Origin of the sequence: Pseudomonas sp. WPR_5_2, from assembly GCF_003634475.1 — a bacterium.
Taxonomy (GTDB): Bacteria; Pseudomonadota; Gammaproteobacteria; order Pseudomonadales; family Pseudomonadaceae; genus Aquipseudomonas; species Aquipseudomonas izuensis.
This window is the reverse complement of the sequence record NZ_RBLA01000003.1, coordinates 628,758-653,069: the sequence shown is the minus strand read 5'-3', so window position 1 is coordinate 653,069 and position 24,312 is coordinate 628,758. Positions and strand designations below refer to the sequence as shown.

Sequence of the window (24,312 nt, the reverse complement as noted above, 5' to 3'; positions counted from 1 at the left end):
TCTGACGCCGGATCCCGTGAAGCTGGCGGGTGGCTTGAATGCCTATCGCTATGTGCCGAACCCGACGGGGTGGGTGGATCCGTTGGGGTTGAGTGATTGTCCGGGTGGGGATGGGTGTAAAAGGCCGGCGGTTGGGGAGCGGGATTCGAGCGCGAAGACTAAGGTTGATGAAGGGGAGCCTGTCCAACCAGGTCAAAAAAAAGAGAACTATTATTTATACCGTGGAGATGATCGAGAACCATGGGAAATTTTTGAATCTGGATTTGAACCTTTGGGAGATAGCAAAGACCTTTACCTACATGCCGTGGACAATCGAAACCCTCCAAGTTATTTTGTCAGCACATCAATCAAAGAAAGTGAAGCAATAAAATTTGCTACTGGCTACGGACTTGTTGATGGATATGTTTATGTATTGAAAAACATTAAAGGAATAGATGTAAACAAGGACCTTGGCCTAATGTCCCCACACAAACGGGAGGTTGAAATTGCGTTTCCCGGAGGAATTAAAAATTACGACATCGTCGGCGCCACACCAGTCAACGATGATGGTAGCTACAAAGGGTATTCGATACCCAACCCACAAAGGAAGAAACCATGAAGCCATTTACAATAACGATCGATATAGAAGGCACCATTGAAACAGCAATAATTGAATGTGATAGGCGAACATCCACGCTCACATTTGAAATGCAAGACGGCTTAAGGAAAACCTATACAGCCTACGATCTCTTTGTATGCTTCGGCATGTTAAGAGCCGAGCACCCTAAGATTAAATTTCTGTGCAAAGGAGCAAAGTTGAATGTCCACCCCTCTAGAATGTCATCCCAGATGTCCAAGGGACTCGTCGCGTACGAATTAAAACTTGGCAAATCCAGCGAGGAGGAAGACGTGGTACGCATATTTGATTATGAGGATGAAAACATCACAAGCAATATTGAAGAGCAAATTTCTTTCTATAAAAAATGGATAACCTCGCTAACCAAACAATAAACCCATTACCAAACCAATCTTTTAAATAAACACCTTTCCCACATGGTGTCTTATCAGTGCCGCACGAACATAATCCGGAACGAATATGCCAAAAAGAAAGATAAAACTAAAACTCGAACATTCTATAGAAACCGCGATCCTTATAGACAACTACAACAAATTGACACTAATTAGAAAAAATGGATTCAGAAAAACATACACCGATGAAGATTTATATTTATGCCTTGCACAAATAAGGCAAGAATTCCCCAACATAAAATTTCTTTGCAAAGGAGCAAAAATCAATGTTTTTCCATCCTCAATGTGTTCACAGATGAGTAATGGTGCTATTGCATATGAAAAAACTCTCGGAGAAAAGGCATCTTTCGATTTAATAGTCAGCATTTTCGATTTTGACGATCAGAACATTACTAGCGACATTTCCGAGCAGCGAGATTTTCACCAAAAATGGATGAACTCTTTTGGTGACTTCGATTAGTTTTTACTCTAAAGCTTGTCTACGACATGCCCCCACTAGAAGCACAGCTCAAATCACTAACTCTCTACTTCTGAATTATTCACACCATTCCTACTACTACCTCTTCGCGGGCAAGCCCGCTCCCACAGGGTTTTGTGTCGTGCGTAAGAATCGGGATCAACATAAAATCTGTGGGAGCGTGGCTTGCCCGCGATGGCGTCAGCTCCGTCAGCGCTGTCTCGCCAGCCAGCAGCTTCAGGCAGCAGCCACTTTCCAGGGGGCCACAAAATCGACGAGCGACACTGCATTGCGGGAGCAAATCAACTCGGCTCACCCGAACAATCTTTCCCGGCGATGTCCGGATCATCAGGGGTCACTTCAACGTCCATGCGCTTGACGTCTTCATTGGGCACTTGCTCGACACCCGCGTCATCATCAGGTGGACGCTGATCGCGGCTCAGGGGATCGGTAGGTGAAGGCAGCGGATATTCAGGGGTATCGTCGATGTCGGTGTCTTTCGGATCAGCGTTCATGGAGCACCTCGCAGAGAGCCTGAAAGGCAGGCCCTGACATTTCGAGGCAGCGGCGATGCACGCGTTCGATCAGACAGACAATCGGTCATTCACTGGAACACAAAACCCGGCACTTGGCCGGGTTTGTTCTGTCGGGCGATACCGACATCAGTGATGTTTGTTACGGTGATTATGCTTGTGTTTGTGGCCCCCACCGGAATGGGAGCTGTCGTGGTCGCTGCCCAGGTTGTTGCCGACCGCGCCCCCCGCCGCCCCGCCGAGGCCTGCGCCGATGGTCGAACCGGTTGAGCCGCCGAGGCTGTTACCAATCACCGAACCGCCCGCCGAGCCCAGGCCACCACCGACCGCCGCTTCTGTGCGACTGCCCTTGCGCGCGCCGACTGCGCTACCGGCGGCGCCACCGACACCGGCGCCAATCGCAGCGCCGGTACTGCCGCCCATATGCCCGCCGACGACGTTACCCAGTGCGCCGCCAATCCCGCCGCCGACCGCGGCGTCGCCGTCACCGGCCGCCATTGCCAGGGGAGTGAGCAGCAGCCCGAGAATCAAGGCCGGTAGTAAGAATCGTGTTGCACGATGGCTGTCAACTTCCTTGCCGCTGATATTCGCTGTCATGGCGTGCCTCGCAATCTTCAGGGATTTGAAGCTTTGAGGCCGCACAGAGAAAAACGTTCGTTTAATCGGATCGATCAACCCGCGATGACACGGTCGGCCGACAGCTTGCCGGCGCCTTCGCTCAATACCGCGATGCTGCCACCGAGCAGGGCCAGGGCGAACTCGTAGCCGTTGTTGGCCATGAACAGCCCGTGACTGATGTGCACCGAGAAGATCGCTACCAGCGAAAGAACTATCAGACCCAGCGCTGCCGGGCGAGCCAGCAAGCCAATGATCAGTGCCAGACCGGCGAAGAACTCGATACCGCCCGCCAGTGTCGCCATCAGGTAGCCCGGCGTCAGGCCGAGGCTTTCCATGTACTGCGCGGTCCCGGCCAGGCCGTAGCCACCGAACGCCCCAAAGAGTTTCTGCGAGCCGTGGGCGGCGAAGATGATGCCGACAAAAATTCGCAGAACGGTCAGGCCGTAGCCAGCGCGGGTAAACAGAACCTTGTTGATCAGTGTGCTCATGCTGTGTCATCCATTGTGAGAGTGTGTGGGTTGGTCGCCATATTAATCAGTAAACATCATATTTAAAGCGCAAAAAACCGCTATAACACTTCAGTTTATTCGATCATTTGCGCAGGGCGACCTTTTGCCCCTGGGGCTCCAACGACTCTCGCTCCCGATCGAACGCCAGGTAATACTTGTTCACGCTATTAACATAGCTGACAGGTCCCATTCCCACCTGTTCCATGGCGATACGCTCGACCTGGAAGAACCACTGATTCGGATTCAAGCCCCGCCGCCGCGCCTCGGCGCGCATTCCCTGAACCCGCTCCGGGCCAATGTTGTAGGCGGCCAGCACGAAGGCCATGCGCTCGCGCTCGTTGAGTTTGGGGCTGGCGAAGAACTTGCGGCGAATCATTGCCAGGTACTTGGCCCCGGCCTGCACATTGGCATCGAGATCCTGAATGTTGTTGACCCCCACCCGCTGAGCCGCCGACGGTGTGATCTGCATCAGGCCGGTCGGGCCGCTGCCACTGCGGGCCATGGGTTGCAGGGCGGATTCCTTGAACGCCAGTGCTGCAAGGTTCAGCCAGTCCATGCCTTGGGCATCGGCGTGTTTCTGTAACACCGGGCGAAGTTTTTCCAGACGCTGGCGGTCGGCCTTGGCCAAGGGATAGTGCACTTGATAGAGACGCCGATAGATCCGCAGGAAAGCCGCATCCTGGTCCGACGGTTTCTTGTAGCCACTGAGGAAGCGATCAATGCTCGCCCGCAGCATCGACGCATCGCGGCGCACGAACCAATACTCCTCGCCCGGCTCGCTGATCAGCACCTGTCGGTCGAAACGCAACTTGGGCAAGATCTTGCCCCAGCGCTCGGCAATCGGCTGCTCGACGATGGTCAGGTGAAAGATTCCGCCCTGGACCATCTCCAGCACGTCCTCGACGGCCAGGCTCGGGTCAACCCACTCGATATTGACGGGTGGCAGCTTGTGCAGGGCGAGCTTCTGATTGATCTGGCTGACGGCATCCCCGGCCGCGCTGCCGGTGGGTAGGGCCAGGGTTTTACCCGAGAGTTGTTCGAGACGGGTGTATCGACGTTCGCCCTTGATCCCCACCAGCACCAGCGGGATGTTGCTGGCAATCGGTTCACTGGTGCTGACGGCGTACCCCGCTCGCAGATCGAGCAGTTCCCCGGGCGCCACCAGATCGCCCTCCCCGCGCTGTAACGCGCCGAGCAGTTGATCCTTGGCCTTGGGGATGATTTTAAGGGTGATTTCCTGACCGTCACGGGCGTGGCCGTTGAGGTATTGCTCGAAAGCGCGCAAGCGGTGGTATTCGACGCCGATGGCCTGGCCCTGCACTTCACCCGAGCTATTGCGGCTCTGGTTGACCAGTACCCGCAACACGCGACTGTTGCGAATTTCCGTCAGATCGCGCACCTGGGTCGCCGGTACGGCTTGCAGCGGCCCGGGCAGACGCGCAACCGCCGACATCGGCAGCAGCAGCGAACAGCACAGCAGTAGCAAAACCGAGGGACGAATCATCCACTCTCCGGAAAGAATTCGGGTCGACGACATGAGCATTTCATGCAATCAAATGACTGAAGACACAGTGCCTGGAGCGCTGAAAAAGTGCGAAAGACTGGCACAGTGATGGCACTTTGACCATCCTGCCCTGCACGCGGATCAGGGGCACGGCTCAGAAGACAGCTATAACTCGTTGTAGTTCTTGGCTTTTCTTATAAATCTACAGCTCTGATATGCTTTCCGGCCTTTGGTCCGAGGTAGCACCATGCAACTCATCGATATCGGCGTCAACCTGACCAACCCCAGTTTTGCCGACAAACACCAGGCTGTACTCGACCGCGCCTATGCCGCCGGGGTCTGCCAATTGGTGCTCACCGGCACCAATGTCGAGGGCAGCGAGCAGGCGCTGGAGTTGTGCCGGCAACTGGATGCGAGCGCGCAACGGCTGTTCGCCACTGCCGGCATTCACCCTCACGCGGCCAGTGACTGGAATGCCGACAGCGCCCGTCAACTGCGTAGTCTCCTGAAGGAATCGAACGTAGTGGCCGTGGGTGAATGCGGCCTGGATTTCAACCGCGATTTCTCGCCGCGCCCGCAGCAGGAGAAAGTCCTCGAAGAGCACCTGGCACTGGCAGTCGAAATGCAGTTGCCGGTGTTCCTGCACGAGCGCGATGCCAGTCAACGTTTGCTGGAGATCCTGCGCGACTACCGCGACCAGTTGCCGGCCGCGGTCGTGCACTGCTTCACCGGGGAAAAGAAGGCGCTGTTCAGCTACCTCGATATGGACCTGCACATCGGCATCACTGGCTGGATCTGTGACGAGCGCCGGGGCACGCATCTGCATCCACTGGTAAAAGAGATCAAGCGCGGGCGCCTCATGCTCGAAAGCGATGCCCCCTACCTGCTGCCGCGCAGTTTGCGTCCGAAGCCGAAGAATGGTCGCAATGAACCGGCGTACTTGACCGAAGTGTTGCGTGAGGTGGCGTTGCATCGCGGGGAGACTCAGGAAGTCCTGGCGGCACACACCACTGCCTGCGCGCGGGCGTTTTACGGGTTGCCTGCCCTCCCCCAGTAAACACAAATTTCCCTTGTGGGAGCGAGCCAGCTCGCGAAAGCGGTGCAACAATCAATGTAGAAGTTGACTGATACACCGCATTCGCGAGCAGGCTCGCTCCCACATTGATCCACATCAAGAATCCATGAGCTGAATAGCGGCACAATGCTGGCACCTTGCCAAAACTGTTTCCGCTATCAGAGAAGACCTCCATGGGTGCCTGGCTTAGCAATATCTCGCTGAAATACAAATTTTGGGCGGTGAATGCCGTCGCCTTCGTCACCACCCTGCTGCTGGTGCTGTACGCCGTGCAGCTCGAACAACAAGCCCGCTGCCAGGCCGCGCAGGTATCGGCCCAGGTTCAGGCGCGCTTGCTCAGTGCCTGGCCTGCCGGGCAGACGCTGCCAAAAGCCGAGAACCTGCTGACCTTCAGTCGCGGCCAGGCGCCGGTGTTCAATGGCCAGCCAATACCGGAACTGGCCAATAGTGCAAATGGCTGGGTCAAGATCAACGACCTGCCGATTTTCGGTGACAACCTGTTGTTGGGCGCCGAGGTATTCACACCCGCGGATGGCCAAAAGATTGCGGTGATTGCCCGCGGCCCCAGTCTGAGTCAGGTGTTCAGCGAGCGCTTCGCGAACTATGCCGTAGCGGTGTTCATCCTGATGCTGGCCATGCTGGGCGCGTCGCAATTGTTGATCCGTTTCCTGCTCAGCCAGCTCAACATGCTCAAAGACGTGATGCTCCATGTCGAGAAAACCGGCGACCTGTCGGCCCGCGTCCCCCTGGCGTGCAGCGACGAAGTCGGGCAAATGGCCAATGCCTTCAACGCCATGCAGGCTGGCTATCAGCGGGTGGTCAATACCGTCGCCAGCACCGCCCGGCAACTGGACGAAGGTGCCGCGCGGCTGGCGTCGAGCATGAATGAAGTGCGTCACGGCATGCTTGGCCAACAGAGTGAGACCGATCAGGCGGCCACGGCCATCAATGAAATGACGGCCACCGTCCACCACATTGCCCAGCACGCTGGCGCCACCCGCGATCTCTCGCAATCGGCCGATAGCCTGGCCGGCAGCGGGCAGGCAGTGGTCATACGCGTGCAGCAGTCGATTGCCGGGCTGTCCACCGGTGTACAGCAAACCGCCGAGATGATTCAGCGACTGGCCGAAGACAGCCAGAAGATCAACGGTGTGGTCAATGTGATCCACAGCATTGCCGAGCAGACCAATCTGCTGGCGCTGAACGCGGCAATCGAAGCGGCGCGGGCCGGTGAAATGGGGCGTGGCTTTGCCGTGGTCGCCGATGAAGTGCGCAACCTGGCCAAGCGTGTGCAGACGTCCACCGACGAGATCACTGTGATGGTATCGGCGTTGCAGGCCGGAACGCGGGACGCCGTGGACTTCATGCAGGAGAGTTCGTTCAAGGCCGATGACTGCGTGCAACAGGCGCAAGAGGCTGGCGCGGCGCTGGCACAAATCACCGGCGCGGTGGCGCAAATGCGTGAAAGCAATACGCAGATTGCGGTGGCGGCCGAGCAGCAAAGCCAGGTGGCGGAGGAGATGAACCGGGCGGTGGTGAGTATCCGTGATGTAACCGAGAACACCGTGCAGCAGACGGTCGGCTCAGCGACTACCAGTCATGAGTTGGCGGTGTTAGCGGGGGAGTTGAGCAAGGCCATAGGACAGCTCAGGCTGTAAGGACCCCATCGCGAGCAGGCTCGCTCCCACAGGTCGATCACTATTCCCTGTGGGAGCGGGCTTGCCCGCGATGGCGTCATCAAGGTCAACATCAATATTGCCCATGACCCCTATCACTCCGATAGCCAACCTTGATTCGCGGCCTGCATTTACCGCGCCTATCCTTCAATCATGTGTTCAACATGGACTTGAGGATCAGCATCATGGGCAAACGTCATCCCAACCTTCCCGCCTGGCAATGGCGTGCCTACCCGAACAATCACCAGCACCCGACCAATCTGGTGTTGCACCTGATTGCCGTACCGCTGTTCATCGTGGCATTTCTGTTGATTGTTTGCGGGGTGTTCAACCTGAATCTGGCGAACCTCGCCATCGGCGTCATCGGTGTGATCGCAGCGCTGGGTTTGCAACGTCACGGTCACAGCCTTGAAGCGCAAGCTGCCGAGCCGTTCAGTGACCGCAAAGACGCGGTGTCGCGCCTGATGGTCGAGCAGTTCCTGACCTTTCCGCGCTTTTTCCTCAGTGGAGGCTGGTGGCGCGCCTGGCGTGAGCGCCACCGCCGTCATTGATCAGGCGTGTACTGATCAGGCAAACACTGTGACCGTCTGCCGGCTCATGGCAATCAAGCGGCCTTCCACATCCCACAGCTTCGCCGCCGCGTGGCCGTAACCGTCGGCGGCGTGCTCGGTTTCGACCAGGTATTTGCACCAATCCAGTGTGCTCAACTCCAGTAAGGGCTGCACGAATTCGATGGTCCAGGTCAGCGTGCTGCCCATGGCCGGTTTTTTCAGAAACGGCATCACGGCCGGTGGCCAGGCGTCCACCAGCGCCAGAATATGCGCTTCGCTGACCGCCTCTTCCTTCACATCGCCGCGCAAACGCACCCAGCCACCCATTTGGCGTGAGGTGCTACCGGTGAACGGCATTCCGCCGACACTCCAGCGCATCGCCAGATGGCGCATGAACTCCGGAATGACGCCTTCAATGAAAGGCAGCTCCTGGCAGTCGTCCCAATGTTTCATCTCTGGCGCAGGGTGCGCCGACACTGCGACCTCAGAAGGCCGCGAGGCGCCGAAGCTGCCCTGGATCAAGGTCACCACCTGGCCGTTCTGCACCGCCCGGCCCAGCACCTGGCTGACTGCCTTGCCTTCACGCAACACATCGACTTCAAAACTGACAGGCACTTCAGGTTCGACCGGTCCGACAAAGGTGATCGCCAGCGAGCGCACCGGACGATCCGCCGGTACCTTTGCGCGCATGGCTTCGTACTGCAAGGCGGCCACCAGGCCACCGAAACTGGCTCGCCCTTGCGCCCATCCTGCCGGGATAGACAGCTCCAGCGGCTGGCGGCGGACGGCGTCGAGCAGATCGGAAAAGCGCATGAAAACCTCAAGGACAGGAAAACGATGAAGGGATCTTAACCAGACGGCGAAGGCTGTACAGCGCGTATTCCGGCCAAATGCACTGACAGAAGGGCCGCTCGGCCCCCCATGCCATACACAATCCCCTGTGGGAGCGAGCCTGCTCGCGAATGCACTCTGCGAAAACGATGGCAGCTGATACACCGCATTCGCGAGCAGGCTCGCTCCCACAAAGGTAAATGGGGAGTTTTCAGGATTTGAAGCAGGCCTTGTCGAGTTTGTCGAGGACCCGGTCAGCACGCTGTTCGGCCTTGACCATGGCGGTTTTCCACTCCGCGACACAAGGCTGCAGATCCGCCTCCTGCTCCGCGATGGCCAACCATTGCACGCAATCATGCCAGTCGCCCAAAGCCCCCTGGGCCGCCTTGAGCCTGGGCATTGCCGCGTCCGGCAAACGGTTCAGCTCGGGATAGGCTTCGATACCATAGCGAACGCGTTTGATCAGCAGACGCAAACGATGACGGTCGTGGGCCGGGTCGTGCAGCGCCTTGTCGAGTTTCTTCCATTGCTTGGCCAGGCGTTTTTCGATGAGTTTGCCCAGTCCGTTGAGCAGTTCTTGACGCTGGGCTGCCCGCAAAAAGCGTGGAAACGCATCGAGGATCAACAGTAACTGCGTGAGTTCCATGCTCGTCGCCACGGCCGGGTAAGCCTGAGCCATCTGGACCATGCGGCGACGCGCGGCCTCAGGCTGACCATGCTGGAGCAGGTACGCCGCCAGCACTTCGCGATCGCGCAATGGGGTGGTCAGGTCGCCAACGTGGGATGCCGCCGCCTCCAGTTGTTCAACGCCGGGCAAGCCGCGCAATGGCCGCAGCAGGCTGCGCAACCGGCGCACCGTGGTGCGAAGATCATGCAAGGCTTCAGGATCGGTACGGGCACTCAAGCGGGCCTGAATAGCCAGCAGACGGACTTCCAGACCCAGGACATGGGCCACCAACCGATTGATCATGGGGGGAGCACTCCGTAATCAATACCAATCTGTAGGAACTGGCTTGCCAGCGAAAGCGACCTCAAGGTCGCGTGATCGTTGCGGTCATTTCGCCAGCAAGCCGGCTCCTACAGGATTAGCAGTGTTTTTAACGCCCCGCTCTCGACTCGCGAATATAAAAACGCGCCTTCTCGGCTTTCTTGGCGCAACCCTCGAACCCTTCGAATTGCTGCTGGGTCTTGGCTGCGGTCAACAGCGACAGGGCCTTGGAGTAGCTAACGGTGCCGGCGAAACCCTCGGCCTTGGCCAGGTCCAGTTCATGCCACGCCGCATCGAGCCCGCTGCCGCAGCTGTCGCGATAGGCGGTTTTGCCGGCACAACCGGCGAGTACCAGGGCAATCAATGGCACACAGATCCAGGCTTTCATTACTTACACCTCAAAGATAGGAAACAGTCATGCAGGTAGGACGGTGTGGCGCGGGAAAAGTGCCGTCCATCGCCTGCGCAAACTATAGTGCTGGCGAGAATAATCAAGTGCCGCCATAAGCTGTCGAAAAAACGACGCACTCACTCCACCGAGCGACCTCAACGATTGAAGCGCGGCCCTCGATGGGTGCATTGTTGAAGCATTCGAACGAGGGCGATTCATGAAAAAGCGTGTCGCACTGGTGTTGGGCTCGGGTGGAGCCCGGGGCTATGCCCATATCGGCGTCATCCAGGAGATCGAGCGGCGGGGCTACGACATCGCCTGCATCGCCGGTTGCTCCATGGGGGCGGTAGTCGGCGGGATCTACGCTGCCGGCAAACTGGATGATTATCGCGACTGGATCGAGAGCCTGGATTACCTCGACGTGTTACGCCTGGTGGATGTCAGTTTTCGTCTCGGCGCGATTCGCGGGGAAAAGGTGTTCGGACAGATCCGCAAGATCGTCGGCGAGATCAATATCGAAGACCTGCGCATTCCCTATACGGCCGTGGCCACCGACCTGACCAACCAACAGGAAATCTGGTTCCAGGAAGGTTGCTTGCACCAGGCCATGCGGGCCTCGGCGGCGATACCCAGTCTGTTTACCCCGGTGATGCAGGGCAATCGCATGCTGGTGGACGGCGGCATTCTCAATCCGTTGCCGATCGTGCCAGTGGTATCGAGTCATTGCGACTTGATCATCGCGGTCAACCTCAACTCCACTAACCAGCGTCACTATAAGATGCCGGTGATCCAGCGGCCCGCCGCGTTCAAGACCCGATTCGACAACCTGATCAGCTCGCTCGGCTCGAAGATGCCGTTCCGGCGCACGCAGGCGGAACAATTACTCAAACTGGAAAAGGAAGCGATGTTGGCGGAGGCAGGCGAGATCAACCCATGGATCGAATCCGCCGAACCCGAAGCCCAGCAACCGGCCGCCGCCCCTGAACGTGACGGCGCGCCAAAATCGGCCACCGGTTCGTTCATCATCGACAACGTTGGGCCGGCGTCCTTGCTGGACTTGATCAACCAGAGTTTCGAGGTGATGCAGACCTCGTTGGCGCAGTACAAGATCGCCGGGTATCCACCGGATATCCTGATCAACGTGCCGAAGCGGGTGTGCCGGTTTTTCGAGTTTTACAAGGCGCCGGAGCTGATCGCGCTGGGGCGGGAGATTGCTCGGGATACGCTGGATCGGTATGAGAACGATCGGGATTCCTGATGTTTCTCGGGTGAATTAGCGGGCCCCATCGCTGGCAAGCCAGCTCCCACAAGGATTGTTCGCGGTCACACAAATGGTGTGAACACCGACGAACTCTGTGGGAGCTGGCTTGCCAGCGATGGGGCCGGTCCATTTAGCACAAATCTAAAGGCTACCCTCACTCAACAACCGATACCCCACCCCCGCTTCGGTGACGATAAACCGCGGCTGCGTCGGATCATCCGCCAGCTTCTGCCGCAAATGCCCAACCACAATCCGCAAATAATGGCTGTCTTCGGTATGGGTCGGGCCCCAGATGTCCTTGAGCAGTTGCTGTTGGGTGATGACCCGCCCCGGATACCGCGCCAGTTGCGCCAGCACCGCGTATTCCTTGCGCGTCAGTGCGACTTCGCTGCCATCGAGCATCACCCGGCGATACGCCAGGTCTACCGTCAGCGGGCCGAAGGTCAATGCCGCTTGTTGCGCTTCGCCCACCGGGGCCTGTCGCAACAGCGCGCGTATCCGTGCCAGGAATTCCTGAATACCGAAGGGTTTGGTCACGTAGTCATTGGCGCCGCCGTCCAGGGCTTCAACCTTCTGCCCTTCGCCGGCACGCACCGAAAGCACCAGCACCGGCGCCGTCGACCACTCGCGAAATTCACGCAACACCTGTTGGCCGTCCATGTCCGGCAACCCCAGGTCGAGCACCAGCAGGTCCGGTTTATTCAGCGCGGCCTGGGCCAACCCTTCGTTGCCGGTGCCCGCCTCCAGCACCTTGTAACCCTGGGAAACGAGGCTGATGCGCAGGAACTTGCGGATCTGCGGTTCGTCGTCGATGACCAAAATGGTCGCGGTCTGGCTCATGGATTCACATCAACAAGGAGAATTGGCAAAAGAGTAACGCAAGCACGATCAGGCTTCACCTTCGTACCCCGGCTGCGCCTGCAATGGCAGATGCAAGGTAATGCAGGTGCCGCGCCCTTCGATACCGTCGGCGACACTGATCCGTCCGCCATGGGCACCCACCATTCCCTGACAGATCGCCAGCCCCAGCCCGGTCCCCTGCCCGCCGCGATCACCGCGGGCGGCGGTGTAGAACATGTCGAAAATTTTCTCCCGCTCTGCCTCCGGAATCCCCGGCCCTTCGTCACTCACCGAGAAAAACAACTCAGTGTCGTCAGCCCCGGCGCTCAATTGCAGGCGCCCATGGGAAGGCGAGAATCGCGCGGCGTTTTCCATCACATTGATTAACGCCTGCTCGATCAGTGCCGCATGGACGAACAGCAGCGGCAGCTCCGCCGGCACTTCGATGCTGACCTGCAATGGCGCCAGCACCGCGCGCAGGCGATTGAGCGCACTGCCGACGATGTCCGCCGGCGATACCCAGTCCCGCGCCAGCTTCAGGGCGCCGTGACCGAGGCGGGTCATGTCCAGCAGGTTCTGGATGTAACGGTCGAGGCGTTCGGCTTCATCGCGGGTGCCTTCAAGCAGCTCGCGGCGATCCTTCAGCGGGATCGCTTCGCCGAGGGCCAACAGGCTGTCGATGCTGCCGCGCATGGACGTCAGCGGGGTGCGCAAATCGTGGGACACCGAGGCCAGCAAGGCGCTGCGCAGTTGCTCGGTTTCACCGTGCAGCCGCGCCGCCTCCAGGTCGTCGGCCAACTGCGCGCGGGCCAGCGCCTGGGCCAGCGGCTGGCTCAACGCGGTCAGCAAGCGCCGGCGTTGGCCGCTCAGGGTCTGCCCCTCTTTGGCACACACGCCGAGCAGCGCCAGCGGTCCATCTTCCACCGACAATGGCCACCACCACCAACGCCCGAACGGCAGAGTACCGGTGCCCGCCCCTGCCGGTTGATCGTGTTGCCAGGCCCAATCGGCGGCGGCGCGTTCGGCTTCGGAGAATTCCAGCGGACCACCGGTTTCGACTTTCCAGCCACTCTGGCCGTCGCGATTGAGCAGGCACAGTTGTAGATCGCTCCAGCCATTAAGGTGTTGGGCCGCCGCGCTGATGACCGCCTGACGGTCGGTGGCGGCCGTCAGTTTGCGCGACAGGTCGAGCAGTTCGGTGGTTTCTTCCTGGGTGTCGCGCAGAGCCTGCAATTGCCGCCGTTGCCGCGCCGCGAGGTTACCGGTGAGGGCCGCCATCAGCAGGAAGAACAGCAAGGTCAGCACGTCTTCTTCGCGCTGGATCCTGAAGGAAAAATTCGGCGGGATGAACAGAAAATCGTAGGTCAGAAACGACAGCGCGGCGCAGGCCAGCGCCGGGCCGAGGCTACTGCGCACCGCCACCAGCAATACGGCGGCGAGGAACACCAGCGAGATATTCGGCAGCGGCAGGACACTGGCCACGGCCCATGCCAAGGCACTGGCCAACACCGTCGCCACCACGGCCAGGGCATAGTCGAACCACACCAGCGGCTGCATCGAGCGTTGCCGTGGCTGATGCTGTTCATGGTCGCTGTCGAGCACATTGATTTCCAGGCCACTGGCATTGCGCAGCAATCTCGCCGCCAGGCCACCGCCAAACAGACGCCGGCGCAAACGCGGACGGGACTGGCCGACCAGTACCAGGCTGGCGCGACGCTCGGCGGCGTGCTGGATCAGGGTCTTCGCCACCTCCCCGGCGCGCAGCAACACCACTTCGCCGCCCAGGCGCTCGGCCAGTTGCTGGGCACTTTGCAAGCGCAGGCGCGATTGCTCGTCACGCACGCTGCCGTTGTCCACATGCACCAGGCTCCACGGCAGATGCCGACGCTGGGCGACGCGACTGGCGTGACGCACCAGACGCTCGGCCTGGGTATCGCCATCGACACCGACCAGCAGTCGACCGCGCACCGCCGGTGCGGCCTGGCCAAGCTGACGATACCCCTGGGCCAGATCGTTATCGACCTGGGCCGCCGCAGTCTGCATCGCCAGCTCCCGCAACGCGGTGAGGTTGGTCTGGGAGAAGTACGCATCGATCGCCGCCCGCGCCTGCTCCGGTACGTAAACCTTGCCGTCGCGCAGGCGCTCAAGCAGCTCCCGTGGCGGCAAGTCGATCAACAGCAATTCGTAGGCTTCTTGCAGCACCCAGTCCGGCAGGGTTTCGCGGACCTGCACGCCGGTAATACCACGCACCTGATCGTTGAGGCTCTCCAGGTGCTGGACGTTGACCGTGGTGTACACATCGATGCCGGCGGCGAGCAGTTCCTGAATGTCTTGCCAGCGTTTGGCGTGGCGGCTGCCCGGTGCGTTGGTGTGAGCCAATTCGTCCACCAGCACCAGTTTCGGTTTGGCCGCGAGTACGCCATCGAGGTCCATTTCTTCGAGGGTCACACCGCGGTATTCCGAGCGCACCAGCGGTTGCTGCGGCAAACCGCCGAGCAGTGCTTCGGTCTCGGCGCGGCCATGGGTCTCGACCACGCCGGCGATGAGCTTCACGCCCTGACGCAGTTGGGTATGGGCCGCTTGCAGCATGGCGTAGGTCTTGCCGACTCCGGGCGCGGCGCCGAGGAAAACCTTGAGCCGGCCACGGCCATCGCGGGGCAGGTTGGCTAACAGTGCGTCGGCGCGGCCGGAGTCGCTCATGCTTGGGGATCTCTTTTTTCAGGTGTTGATTGAGTGCCTGTCAGGCCGTCTTCGCGAGCAGGCTCGCTCCCACAGGGGCACGCATTCCAATGTGGGAGCGAGCCTGCTCGCAAATGGCCGCGCCGCCGATCTAGAGCTTTTCCAGCGCCAGATTCAACTCAAGCACATTCACCACGGGCGGTCCCACCAGTGGCCGCTCGATGTGCGCGTCCAGCAGGTTTTGCAGAGTCGCCACCGGCAGGTTGCGCGCTGCGGCGACACGCGCCAGTTGATAGGCAATTGCGGCCGGTGGCAAGTGTGGATCGAGGCCACTGCCGGAGGTGGTGACCATTGCCAATGGCACCGGACCCTGGCCGGGCACCAGCAGTTTGTTGGCGTCGTCGAACACGCGAGTGGCCAGGGCCGGGTTGCTCGGCGACAGGTTGCTGGCGCCGCTCGACACGGTGGCAAAAGCACCGGCCGATGGGCGTGGGTGGAACCAGGCGTCACCGACGAAATCCTGGGCAATCAGCGAAGAGCCGCGGACCTTGCCATCGGCATCGCGGACCAGGCTACCGTTGGCCTGATCCGGGAATGCCACCTGGGCTACGCCGGTGACCACCAGGGGATAGGCGACGCCGGTGATCAGGGTCATCAGGACCAGCAGGCTCAGGGCCGGACGTATCATTGTGGACATTTCAAAATCCTCGAATTCGGTAAACAAATACGGCGTTCCGTCAGATGCATCGTGTCGTGTTCTTCGCGAGCAGGCTCGCTCCCACAGGGGGACGCATTCCAATGTGGGAGCGAGCCTGCTCGCGAAGGCGGTGTGTCTGATACATCGCCGCTCAAGGTCAAACCAGATGCATCGCCGTCAACAGCATGTCGATGGCCTTGATGCCCACGAACGGCACCAGAATCCCGCCCAGCCCATAGATCAGCAGATTGCGTCGCAGCAATGCCGCCGCGCTCGCCGCCTGCACCCGTACGCCACGCAGCGCCAGGGGAATCAGCACGACGATGATCAGGGCGTTGAACACGATCGCCGAGAGAATCGCGCTCTGCGGGCTGCTCAAGTGCATGATGTTCAGCACGCCAAGTTGCGGGTAGATCGCGGCAAACAGCGCCGGCAGGATCGCGAAGTACTTGGCCACGTCGTTGGCGATGGAGAACGTGGTCAGCGCACCGCGGGTCACCAGCAATTCCTTGCCGATCTGCACCACGTCCAGCAGCTTGGTCGGGTCGCTGTCGAGGTCAACCATGTTGGCCGCCTCGCGCGCGGCCTGGGTGCCGTCGTTCATCGCCATGCCCACGTCAGCCTGGGCCAGGGCCGGGGCGTCGTTGGCGCCGTCGCCGCACATGGCGACCAGGCGACCGTCGTTCTGTTCATGACGAATGCGCGCCAGTTTTTTCTCCGGCGTGGCTTCGGCCAGCACATCGTCCACACCCGCTTCGGCGGCAATCGCCGCGGCGGTCAGCGGGTTGTCGCCGGTCACCATGACCGTGCGGATCCCCAGTTTGCGCAATTCGGCGAAACGTTCACGGATGCCGGGCTTGACCACGTCCTTGAGATGGATGGCGCCAAGCAGTTTGCCGTCGGCGCACACCAGCAACGGCGTGCCGCCACTCTGGGCAATCTTGTCGATTTCCCGGGACAGCGACGCAGCCAGGTCGGCGCGTTTGAGGCCGACGAACGCCAGCAGCGAATCCACGGCGCCCTTGCGATACACGCGGCCCTGATAGTCGACACCCGACAACCGGGTTTCGGCGCTGAATGGCACGGCCGTCAGTAATTCGCTGGCCGGCTCAGGCTGCGGTTGAGTGCCACGCAGGTATTCGACGATGGATTTACCTTCTGCCGTGTCATCGGCCAGCGAGGCAAACAAGGCGCCCTCTGCCAGCTCCCTGGCGGTTACGCCCGGTGCCGCAATGACAGCGGTGCAACGACGGTTGCCGAAGGTGATGGTGCCGGTCTTGTCCAGCAACAGGACGTGTACGTCCCCCGCTGCTTCCACGGCGCGGCCGGACTTGGCGATCACGTTCAACCGCACGAGGCGATCCATCCCGGCGATACCGATGGCGGACAACAAACCACCGATGGTGGTCGGAATCAGCGTGACCAATAACGCCACCAGGAACACCAGCGGCAGGCTGCCATTGGCAAAGTGCGCGAACGGTTGCAGCGTGACCACGACCAACAGGAAGATCAGGGTCAGGCCGATCAGCAGGATGTCGAGTGCCACTTCGTTCGGGGTTTTCTGCCGTTTGGCGCCCTCGACCAGAGCGATCATGCGGTCCAGCGTCGACTCACCGGGGTTGGCGGTGATCTTCACCAGCAGCCAGTCAGAGACCAAGCGGGTATTGCCGGTGACGGCCGAACGATCGCCGCCGGACTCACGAATCACTGGCGCCGATTCACCGGTGATCGCCGCCTCATTGACCGCGGCGATGCCCTCGATCACTTCACCGTCACCGGGGATCATCTCCCCGGCTTCGACGCGTACCACATCGCCCTTGCGCAGGCTGGTGGCCGGCACCACTTGAAAGGTGCCGTTGCCGGTTCTACGGCGGGCGCTCAAACCTTCGCTGCCGGCCTTGAGACTGTCGGCGCGGGCCTTGCCCCTACCTTCGGCCAGGGCCTCGGCGAAGTTGGCGAACAGCACGGTGAACCACAGCCACACGGCTATTTGCGCGGCGACGAAGGTCGGCACCACGGTATCGGGAATGAAGCACAGCACGGTGGTCAGGACCGCTGTCAGCTCGACCACCAGCATCACCGGCGCGCGCTGCAATTGCCGTGGATCGAGCTTGACGAAGGCTTGCACCAGCGCCGGACGCCACAGGGCCGAGATCGCGGTTTTCGGTTGTTCCGGCGCTTTGGCAGCGACGGTTTTGGTTACAGGCATATTCATGATGGATTCCTTAGAAGCCCATACTCAGGTGTTCTGCGATTGGCCCAAGTGCCAGGGTTGGCAGAAAGGTCAGGCCGCCCACCAGCAAAATGGTCACGGTCAACAGGGTCACGAACAACGGGCCGTGGGTCGGGAAGCTGTTCTGGCCAATCGGCGCGGTTTTCTTCGCCGCCAGACTGCCGGCCAGGGCCATGACCGGGAGGATGTAGCCGAAACGACCGATCAACATCCCCAGGCTCAGCATCAGGTTGTGGAACGGCGTGTTGGCGCTGAAACCACCGAACGCGGAACCGTTGTTGGCACTGGCCGAGGTGTAGGCGTAAAGCAACTGACTGAAGCCGTGGGCGCCGGGGTTGCTCACCGCCGCCACCGGGCCGGGCAGGCTGGCGGCAATCGCGCCGAGCACCAGCACGCCAATCGGCATGACCAGCAAGGTTGCCACCAGCAATTGCACTTCCCTGGCCTGCAGCTTTTTACCGAGGTATTCCGGGGTGCGGCCGATCATCAGGCCGGCGAGGAATACAGCAATCAACACGTTGAGCAACATGCCGTAGAGCCCGGCACCGACGCCGCCGAAGATCACTTCGCCGACCATCATGTTGACCAGCGCCACCATGCCGCTAAGCGGGTTGAGGCTGTCGTGCATGCCGTTGACCGAACCGTTCGAGGCCGCCGTCGTAGTCACCGACCACAGCACGGTGGCAGTAGTACCGAACCGCGCTTCCTTGCCTTCCAGCGGCGCGGTCTGCTCGACGGCGACGTTATTCAGGGCCGGGTTCGGTTGATATTCCGCCCACAACGAAGTGGCGCCGCCGATCAGGAACAGCGCCAGCATGCAGGCGATGATCGCCCGGCTCTGACGCTGGTCTTTCACGTAGTGGCCGAAGGTGAACACCAGCGCGACGGGAATCAGGATGATCGACGCCAGCTCGAACAGGTTGGCCCAGGCAGTCGGGTTCTCGAACGGATGCGCCGAGTTGACACCGAAGAAGCCGCCGCCGTTGGTGCCCAGTTGCTTGATCGCAATCTGGCTGGCGGCAGGACCCAGCGGGATCACTTGATCGACGCCCTGCATCGTCACCGCATTCACGTATTGCGCGAAGGTTTGCGGCACACCTTGCCACACCAGATACAGCGCCAGCAGCAAGCACAGCGGCAGCAAACCGTAGAGGGTGGCGCGGGTCATGTCGACCCAGAAGTTACCGAGGTTGCGGGTGGATTTGCGACCGATGCCACGGCACAGAGCAACCAGTACAGCGAGCCCGGTGGCGGCGCTGACGAAGTTCTGCACGGTGAGGCCGACCATCTGGCTCAGGTAGCTCAGGGATGCTTCACCGCTGTAGGCCTGCCAGTTGGTGTTGGTCATGAAGCTGATGGCGGTGTTGAACGCCAGGGTCCACTCCTGGCCCGGCAGGTTTTGTGGGTTGAGCGGCAAATGGTCCTGGAACAACAGGATCGCGAACAGCAGCAGGAAACCCGCGAGGTTGAAGGCAAGCAAGGCCAGGGTGTACTTCTGCCAGCTCTGTTCGGCCTGCGGATCGACCCCGGACAACCGGTAGCAACCACGCTCGACCGGACCGAGGATCGGCGTCAGCCAGGTGCGCTGGCCCTCCATTACCTTGTAGTAGAAGCGCCCGAGAAACGGCGCCGGGACCAATACCACCGCGAAAAACGCGAGGATCAGCCAATAGTCATAACTGTGCATAGCCGCTCCTAGTTCCGGTCCGCGCGCAACAGCGCAACCAACAGATAAATGAACAGCCCCACTGCCAGCAGCAGTGACACCCCGTCCAGAACGCTCATGGAAGATCTCCGTGTTACGGCGTATTGCCGCGTGTGGTTCATTGTCGGAAGGAAGGCTGTAAAGGAACGAGACCGAGGGGCGTGGCGGGGCATAAAGAAAGCGTAAAGAGTGAGTTTACGGTGGGGTTACGCCTGGGTTTTGAAGGGTTTTCTACATCGGCCCTCGTGCCGGTCAGCACTTTGCGCAAGAATGTGGGCCATCGTGCTTATTGCTGGAGAAACACCATGAATGTAATCACCACCGACCTGCCCGGTGTTCTGATCATCGAGCCGAAGGTATATGGTGATGAACGGGGCTTTTTTTACGAGAGCTTCAACGCAAAGGCTTTTGAAGACGCCACGGGTCTAACCACTCAGTTCGTTCAGGACAACCATTCGCGCTCTCAAAAAGGCGTGTTGCGTGGCCTGCATTACCAGCTGGAAAACACCCAAGGCAAATTGGTTCGCGTGACGGCAGGTGAAGTACTCGATGTGGCGGTGGACATTCGCCGCAGCTCACCGCATTTCGGCAAATGGGTTGCTGTACGCCTGTCCGCCGAGAATCGTCGTCAGCTTTGGGTTCCGGAGGGTTTCGCTCACGGCTTCGTGGTGTTGAGTGAATTTGCCGAATTCCTCTACAAAACCACCAACTACTACACTCCGTCGGCTGAACGCAGCATTCGTTGGAACGATCCGGACCTTGCCATCGACTGGCAACTTGACGAAGCCCCGCAATTGTCCGCGAAGGACCAGGCCGGGCAATTGTTCAAGGACGCTGAAGTCTTTTCCTGAATCCAGGCGCACAATTGAACCACTGCGAAAATTAGTCGCTCAAAAGTGGTAAGCGCGATCGATTGGCAAAACCCGTCAATCGGCCTGCCTTCAAGGAGACTCCTATGCCCTGGTATGCCTGGTTGATTCTGATCGTTGCAATCGGCTCGATCGTTGGCGGCCTGATGATGCTGCGTGACACTGCCAACAAGGTCGAGTTGACCGATGAACAACGTAGACGCGTGGCCGAACGCAACGCGGAAGCGGACGCCAAGGATGCGCGGGACCGCTAGATAAAAATGATCGCAGCCTTCGGCAGCGCCTGCACGGAATATACGTTTCCCTGTAGGCGCGGCCGAAGGCTGCGATCTTTTTTGCAGTTACTTTTCCCAATCCGCCTTGGCAATGTGCAAGCCATGCAGCCCTTTGTACGCCGCACGCTCCGGCTGGCTCCAGCCCTCCAGCAATGAATCCTCCAGACGATAGATCTCCACCCCTAATGGACGACACACGCTCAGCGGGTCTTGTGCATCCGGCCCCCACATGGCCAGCGACAAATCACCGCCCGGACAGGTCGACAGTGCACACAACAGATCGATCTCGGCAAAAAACTCCAGGTAGTCGCCCTTCTGCGCCGGACAGGCTTTCATGAAGTACATGTCGTCGTGATTCAGTCCCGTGCACTGGAAAATGTTCAGCACGTCATGCACGTCAAATTCGGTCAGACCATGGGGCAGCACGGCGCGGGTCAGATTGGAATGGCAGTGATGATGGAAATCTTCGCCAGTGAGCATCTTGTTCACATAGGGATCGCAGCGGGTGCCGAGCAAATCGTGCAGGCGCCCCCCATGCTCATCGATGCCGTAACCGGCCAGGCTGTCATCGGTGATGGTCACCAGCGGCCGTAAAAACGGCAGGTTCGACCAGAGCCGGTCATGGGTGCTGACGTGTGCGCCCTGCAATTGTCGGGTGCGCGAAGCCCAAAGCCGTTCGCGCGGATCATGGGCATTCCAGACGTTGAAGTCCCCCACCTGCGGACCGACAGGGGTCGTCACCCTGAACACATGCCCGGCCGGGACTGTCCAGGCGCGGCCAGTGCGAATTGGTACTTCGAAGGACTCGATCAGCGTGCGCCCGTCCTTCGCGTCGCGCACCCGTTCGTAGAAGGCTTTGTCCACCTGCAAGGCCGAGCCTTTGCTGACTTGATAGGCCGCCGGATAGTCTTTGTACATGGCACGAAACCTCGATCAGTGATGGGAATCTGGAACAAGCATTTGCAACAGCAGGTATTCGGAGTCGTCGAGATAACAGCTCATCGCATCCTCGGCGGCGGGCTTGTCACCCTCGACCAGCAACTCATGGATATGTCGGTCGCGAGCCAGCCAGGGCGCCTGGAAACTCGATTCGTCGGGAGCGGTGCAGAACACCAGGCGCAATTGCGCCACGACATTGGTGAAGAACTCATCGAATAACGGACTGCGCAGCAACCCGACGATGTGTTGATGAAAGGCCAGGCTGTGGGTGCCGACCGCGCGCCAGTCTTCGCGCTCCCGGGCCAGTTCGGTGGCTTCGAGGGCTTCGAGCATCCGGTCGGATTGATAGTCGCGCAGTGGGCGACTCGTGCTGATGGCCTGCAATTCCAGTGTGCGTCGGACCTTGAACAGATCCCGCACATCCTCAAATCCCAGGCGGCGTACCATCACGCCTTTATTGCGCACATAACGGGTCAGGCCTTCCTGCCCCAGCCGATGCAAGGCTTCACGAATGGTATTGCGCGAGGCGTTGTAGGCCGATACCAGGTCGTTTTCCACCAGTGCCATACCGGGCAGTAAACGACCGCCGATGATATCGGCACGTAACTCCAATGTGATGTGATCGGCCAGGGACAGTCCGCTGTTCATACTCAACGCCTCAGGATTGTTCAACAATCGTCAACTTATGAGTAATCACTATTCATGCCAAGAAATGCGCCCATTTGCGCCCGATTCGACGCATCTGCACGCTTTTTAGAAATAGAAGTACAGTCACCATCCAATTTTCATTGGTTAATATGGCGCATTGATGCGGAGATATCAGATGCGTTACTCGCAGGACCATAAAGCCCAGACCCACCAGCGCATCATCAAGGAAGCCTCAGAACGCTTTCGCCGTGACGGTATCGGCGCAACCGGCCTGCAACCTCTGATGAAGTCGCTGGGACTGACTCACGGTGGCTTTTACTCGCACTTCAAATCCAAGGATGAGTTGGTGGAAAAGGCGTTACAAGCCGCTGGCGATCAAGTCGCCGGGGTGTGCGCCGAGCTGTTCGCCCAGGATCGCCCGCTGCAGGCGTTCATCGATGCCTACTTGTCTGAATGGCACAAGACTTCGCCCCACGAAGGTTGCCCGCTGCTGACCATTTCTTCGGAGCTGGGCTTACGTGGCCAGCCGAGTCCAACCAGCGACTTGGTGCTCAAGGCCCGACTCGACCAGATCGAAGGCACCCTTGAAGGCGAAAACGCCGACGAACGCAGCATTGTCATCATGGCTACGCTCGTCGGCGCCCTGTTGTTATCGCGCAGCGTCGCCGACGTCGAGTTCGCCCGGCGGATACTCGACGTCACGCGCGAACACCTCAACTCACAGGACTAACCCTGCCAGCGCTTGAACAACACGCTGGCATTGACTCCGCCAAACCCGAAGCCATTGGACAACGCGTATTCGATGGCCATCGGCCTGGCCTGGCCATGGACGATATCCACGCCTTCGGTGGCGGGATCCGGATCATCGAAGTTCAGTGTCGCGGGTACAACCTGGTCGCGAATCGCCAGCAGCGTGAAGATCGCCTCAAGCCCACCCGCCGCCCCGAGCAAATGCCCTGTGGCCGATTTGGTGGAGGTCACCGCGATGCCGTTTTGCGCACCGAACAATGCCTTGATCGCTGCCAGCTCGCCCAGATCGCCTACCGGTGTCGAGGTTGCGTGCGCATTCAGATGCTGAACCTGATCCGGTGAAACGCCGGCCTGAGCCAATGCCAACGACATCGCGCGACGCGCACCGTTGCCATCTTCGGGACCCGCGGTCAGGTGAAAAGCATCGGCGCTGGTACCGTAGCCGACCAACTCCGCCAGAGGCTGTGCTCCACGGGCCAAGGCATGCTCCAGGGACTCGATCACCACCAGGCCAGCACCTTCGCCCATGACAAAGCCATCACGGCCACTGTCGAAGGGGCGCGAGGCACGTTCCGGGGTGTCGTTGTAAGCGCTGGACAAAGCGCGAGCGGCAGCAAATCCCGCGAGGCTGACCCGATCGATCGCCGCCTCCGCGCCGCCACACACCGCGATATCCGCTTCACCGGAACGAATCAGCCGCGCCGCGTCACCGATCGCCTGGACCCCAGCCGCACAGGCTGTCACCGGGGCACCCAGCGGGCCTTTGAAACCGTGCTGGATCGACACATGCCCCGCCGCCAGGTTGACCAGGAACGAGGGGATAGTGAATGGCGACAACCGCCGCGGGCCTCGGCTGTCTGTCGTGCGTACCGCATCGGCAATTGCACCGAAACCACCCACGCCGGAACCGATGATGGTAGCCGTGCGTTCCTGGGCGTCGGCGGTCTGCGCTTGCCAACCGGCCTGCTCCAGCGCCTGACGCGCCGCTTCCATGGCAAACAGAATGAAGCGGTCCATCTTTTTCTGTTCCTTGGGGGGCGTTGCCAGGTCCGGGTTGAATCCCGCCTCGGCATCGTCCGTCAGGGTCGGCACTGCACCGCCGACCCTGGCCGGCAGATCGGCTACCACTTCGTCCGGCAAATTGCGCAACCCGGAACGCCCGGCCAACAGACGCCCCCAGACCACTTCGACTCCGCTACCCAGCGGAGACACCAGGCCCATGCCCGTTACAACCACTCGACGATCGTTCATACCGCAATTCCCCTTGCCGAATTC

The 24,312-nt window shown here is 60.0% G+C and carries 25 protein-coding genes and 1 pseudogene; 10 read left to right on the top strand and 16 right to left on the bottom strand.

Annotated features, from left to right (window positions below; all coding sequences use genetic code 11):
- The 3 genes and pseudogenes from BJ917_RS15660 to BJ917_RS15650 all read left to right on the top strand — a co-directional run.
- A pseudogene (locus BJ917_RS15660) lies at positions 1–598 on the top strand (type IV secretion protein Rhs); the annotation flags it as partial.
- Positions 595–990: a hypothetical protein gene (locus BJ917_RS15655; protein WP_096512776.1), complete on the top strand. Its 396-nt coding sequence runs from the start codon at positions 595–597 to the stop codon at positions 988–990. The pseudogene BJ917_RS15660 and the gene BJ917_RS15655, both read left to right, overlap by 4 nt.
- A gap of 85 nt (positions 991–1,075) precedes the next feature.
- Complete coding sequence (locus tag BJ917_RS15650; RefSeq protein ID WP_121103788.1) at positions 1,076–1,468, top strand: hypothetical protein; 393 nt, start codon at positions 1,076–1,078, stop codon at positions 1,466–1,468.
- A gap of 299 nt (positions 1,469–1,767) precedes the next feature.
- On the opposite strand, the gene BJ917_RS15645 is transcribed toward BJ917_RS15650, so the two are convergent.
- From BJ917_RS15645 to BJ917_RS15630, 4 genes are all read right to left on the bottom strand, one after another.
- Positions 1,768–1,980 carry a hypothetical protein gene (locus tag BJ917_RS15645; protein WP_121103787.1) on the bottom strand — a complete coding sequence of 71 codons (213 nt, stop codon included), beginning with the start codon at positions 1,978–1,980 and terminating at the stop codon, positions 1,768–1,770.
- 147 nt (positions 1,981–2,127) lie between these two features.
- Positions 2,128–2,496, bottom strand: a complete 369-nt coding sequence (locus BJ917_RS15640) for a glycine zipper domain-containing protein (RefSeq protein ID WP_121103798.1) — start codon at positions 2,494–2,496, stop codon at positions 2,128–2,130.
- 173 nt (positions 2,497–2,669) lie between these two features.
- Positions 2,670–3,104: a DoxX family protein gene (locus tag BJ917_RS15635; RefSeq protein ID WP_096512780.1), complete on the bottom strand. Its 435-nt coding sequence runs from the start codon at positions 3,102–3,104 to the stop codon at positions 2,670–2,672.
- 103 nt (positions 3,105–3,207) lie between these two features.
- Positions 3,208–4,629, bottom strand: coding sequence for a transglycosylase SLT domain-containing protein (locus BJ917_RS15630; RefSeq protein WP_121103786.1), 1,422 nt, complete (start codon positions 4,627–4,629; stop codon positions 3,208–3,210).
- A gap of 247 nt (positions 4,630–4,876) precedes the next feature.
- Here BJ917_RS15630 and BJ917_RS15625 point away from each other — a divergent pair, with 247 nt between their 5' ends.
- The 3 genes from BJ917_RS15625 (at position 4,877) to BJ917_RS15615 (ending at position 7,931) form a co-directional block, all read left to right on the top strand.
- The gene (locus tag BJ917_RS15625) at positions 4,877–5,686 is read left to right on the top strand and encodes a TatD family hydrolase (RefSeq protein WP_121103785.1); all 810 of its coding nucleotides are present in this window, start codon (positions 4,877–4,879) and stop codon (positions 5,684–5,686) included.
- 191 nt (positions 5,687–5,877) lie between these two features.
- The gene (locus tag BJ917_RS15620) at positions 5,878–7,362 is read left to right on the top strand and encodes a methyl-accepting chemotaxis protein (protein WP_121103784.1); all 1,485 of its coding nucleotides are present in this window, start codon (positions 5,878–5,880) and stop codon (positions 7,360–7,362) included.
- Between the two features lie 203 nt (positions 7,363–7,565).
- Positions 7,566–7,931, top strand: a complete 366-nt coding sequence (locus BJ917_RS15615) for an Mpo1-like protein (protein WP_096515514.1) — start codon at positions 7,566–7,568, stop codon at positions 7,929–7,931.
- Positions 7,932–7,946: 15 nt separating this feature from the next.
- Here the strand turns inward: BJ917_RS15615 and BJ917_RS15610 are convergent, their stop codons facing one another.
- The 3 genes from BJ917_RS15610 to BJ917_RS15600 all read right to left on the bottom strand — a co-directional run bounded on the left by BJ917_RS15610 (position 7,947) and on the right by BJ917_RS15600 (position 10,138).
- The gene (locus BJ917_RS15610) at positions 7,947–8,744 is read right to left on the bottom strand and encodes an acyl-CoA thioesterase II (RefSeq protein ID WP_121103783.1); all 798 of its coding nucleotides are present in this window, start codon (positions 8,742–8,744) and stop codon (positions 7,947–7,949) included.
- Positions 8,745–8,973: 229 nt separating this feature from the next.
- Positions 8,974–9,732, bottom strand: a complete 759-nt coding sequence (locus tag BJ917_RS15605) for a CHAD domain-containing protein (RefSeq protein WP_096512785.1) — start codon at positions 9,730–9,732, stop codon at positions 8,974–8,976.
- A 127-nt stretch (positions 9,733–9,859) separates the two neighbouring features.
- Positions 9,860–10,138: a hypothetical protein gene (locus tag BJ917_RS15600; protein ID WP_096512786.1), complete on the bottom strand. Its 279-nt coding sequence runs from the start codon at positions 10,136–10,138 to the stop codon at positions 9,860–9,862.
- A 220-nt stretch (positions 10,139–10,358) separates the two neighbouring features.
- On the opposite strand from BJ917_RS15600, the gene BJ917_RS15595 reads away from it, so the two are divergent.
- Entirely contained in the window at positions 10,359–11,399 is a 1,041-nt protein-coding gene (locus tag BJ917_RS15595) for a patatin-like phospholipase family protein (protein ID WP_096512787.1), read from the top strand.
- Between the two features lie 144 nt (positions 11,400–11,543).
- On the opposite strand, the gene BJ917_RS15590 is transcribed toward BJ917_RS15595, so the two are convergent.
- The 6 genes from BJ917_RS15590 to kdpF all read right to left on the bottom strand — a co-directional run bounded on the left by BJ917_RS15590 (position 11,544) and on the right by kdpF (position 19,636).
- Entirely contained in the window at positions 11,544–12,242 is a 699-nt protein-coding gene (locus BJ917_RS15590; protein WP_121103782.1) for a response regulator, read from the bottom strand.
- A 48-nt stretch (positions 12,243–12,290) separates the two neighbouring features.
- Complete coding sequence (locus BJ917_RS15585) at positions 12,291–14,942, bottom strand: sensor histidine kinase KdpD (protein ID WP_096512789.1); 2,652 nt, start codon at positions 14,940–14,942, stop codon at positions 12,291–12,293.
- Positions 14,943–15,072: 130 nt separating this feature from the next.
- Positions 15,073–15,618, bottom strand: a complete 546-nt coding sequence (gene kdpC, locus BJ917_RS15580; RefSeq protein ID WP_121103797.1) for a potassium-transporting ATPase subunit KdpC — start codon at positions 15,616–15,618, stop codon at positions 15,073–15,075.
- A gap of 157 nt (positions 15,619–15,775) precedes the next feature.
- Positions 15,776–17,833, bottom strand: a complete 2,058-nt coding sequence (gene kdpB / locus BJ917_RS15575; RefSeq protein WP_121103781.1) for a potassium-transporting ATPase subunit KdpB — start codon at positions 17,831–17,833, stop codon at positions 15,776–15,778.
- 10 nt (positions 17,834–17,843) lie between these two features.
- The gene (gene kdpA / locus BJ917_RS15570) at positions 17,844–19,538 is read right to left on the bottom strand and encodes a potassium-transporting ATPase subunit KdpA (RefSeq protein ID WP_121103780.1); all 1,695 of its coding nucleotides are present in this window, start codon (positions 19,536–19,538) and stop codon (positions 17,844–17,846) included.
- Positions 19,539–19,546: 8 nt separating this feature from the next.
- A complete protein-coding gene (gene kdpF, locus BJ917_RS15565; RefSeq protein WP_007899818.1) occupies positions 19,547–19,636 on the bottom strand; it encodes a K(+)-transporting ATPase subunit F in 90 nt (29 codons plus the stop codon).
- 225 nt (positions 19,637–19,861) lie between these two features.
- On the opposite strand from kdpF, the gene rfbC reads away from it, so the two are divergent.
- Both rfbC and BJ917_RS15555 read left to right on the top strand, forming a co-directional pair.
- Positions 19,862–20,407 carry a dTDP-4-dehydrorhamnose 3,5-epimerase gene (gene rfbC, locus BJ917_RS15560; RefSeq protein ID WP_096512792.1) on the top strand — a complete coding sequence of 182 codons (546 nt, stop codon included), beginning with the start codon at positions 19,862–19,864 and terminating at the stop codon, positions 20,405–20,407.
- A 104-nt stretch (positions 20,408–20,511) separates the two neighbouring features.
- Positions 20,512–20,679 carry a DUF2897 family protein gene (locus BJ917_RS15555; RefSeq protein ID WP_121103779.1) on the top strand — a complete coding sequence of 56 codons (168 nt, stop codon included), beginning with the start codon at positions 20,512–20,514 and terminating at the stop codon, positions 20,677–20,679.
- Positions 20,680–20,766: 87 nt separating this feature from the next.
- On the opposite strand, the gene BJ917_RS15550 is transcribed toward BJ917_RS15555, so the two are convergent.
- Together BJ917_RS15550 and BJ917_RS15545 are read right to left on the bottom strand one after the other, a co-directional pair.
- Positions 20,767–21,618, bottom strand: a complete 852-nt coding sequence (locus BJ917_RS15550) for a DUF1989 domain-containing protein (protein WP_096512794.1) — start codon at positions 21,616–21,618, stop codon at positions 20,767–20,769.
- A gap of 15 nt (positions 21,619–21,633) precedes the next feature.
- Positions 21,634–22,287 carry a GntR family transcriptional regulator gene (locus BJ917_RS15545; RefSeq protein ID WP_096512795.1) on the bottom strand — a complete coding sequence of 218 codons (654 nt, stop codon included), beginning with the start codon at positions 22,285–22,287 and terminating at the stop codon, positions 21,634–21,636.
- Positions 22,288–22,462: 175 nt separating this feature from the next.
- Here BJ917_RS15545 and BJ917_RS15540 point away from each other — a divergent pair, with 175 nt between their 5' ends.
- Positions 22,463–23,017 (top strand): TetR/AcrR family transcriptional regulator, encoded by a 555-nt coding sequence (locus BJ917_RS15540; RefSeq protein ID WP_121103778.1) that lies wholly within the window; start codon positions 22,463–22,465, stop codon positions 23,015–23,017.
- On the opposite strand, the gene fabF is transcribed toward BJ917_RS15540, so the two are convergent.
- Positions 23,014–24,288: a beta-ketoacyl-ACP synthase II gene (gene fabF / locus BJ917_RS15535; RefSeq protein WP_096512797.1), complete on the bottom strand. Its 1,275-nt coding sequence runs from the start codon at positions 24,286–24,288 to the stop codon at positions 23,014–23,016. The two genes, BJ917_RS15540 and fabF, sit on opposite strands and share 4 nt — an antisense overlap.
- Positions 24,289–24,312: the final 24 nt, after the last annotated feature.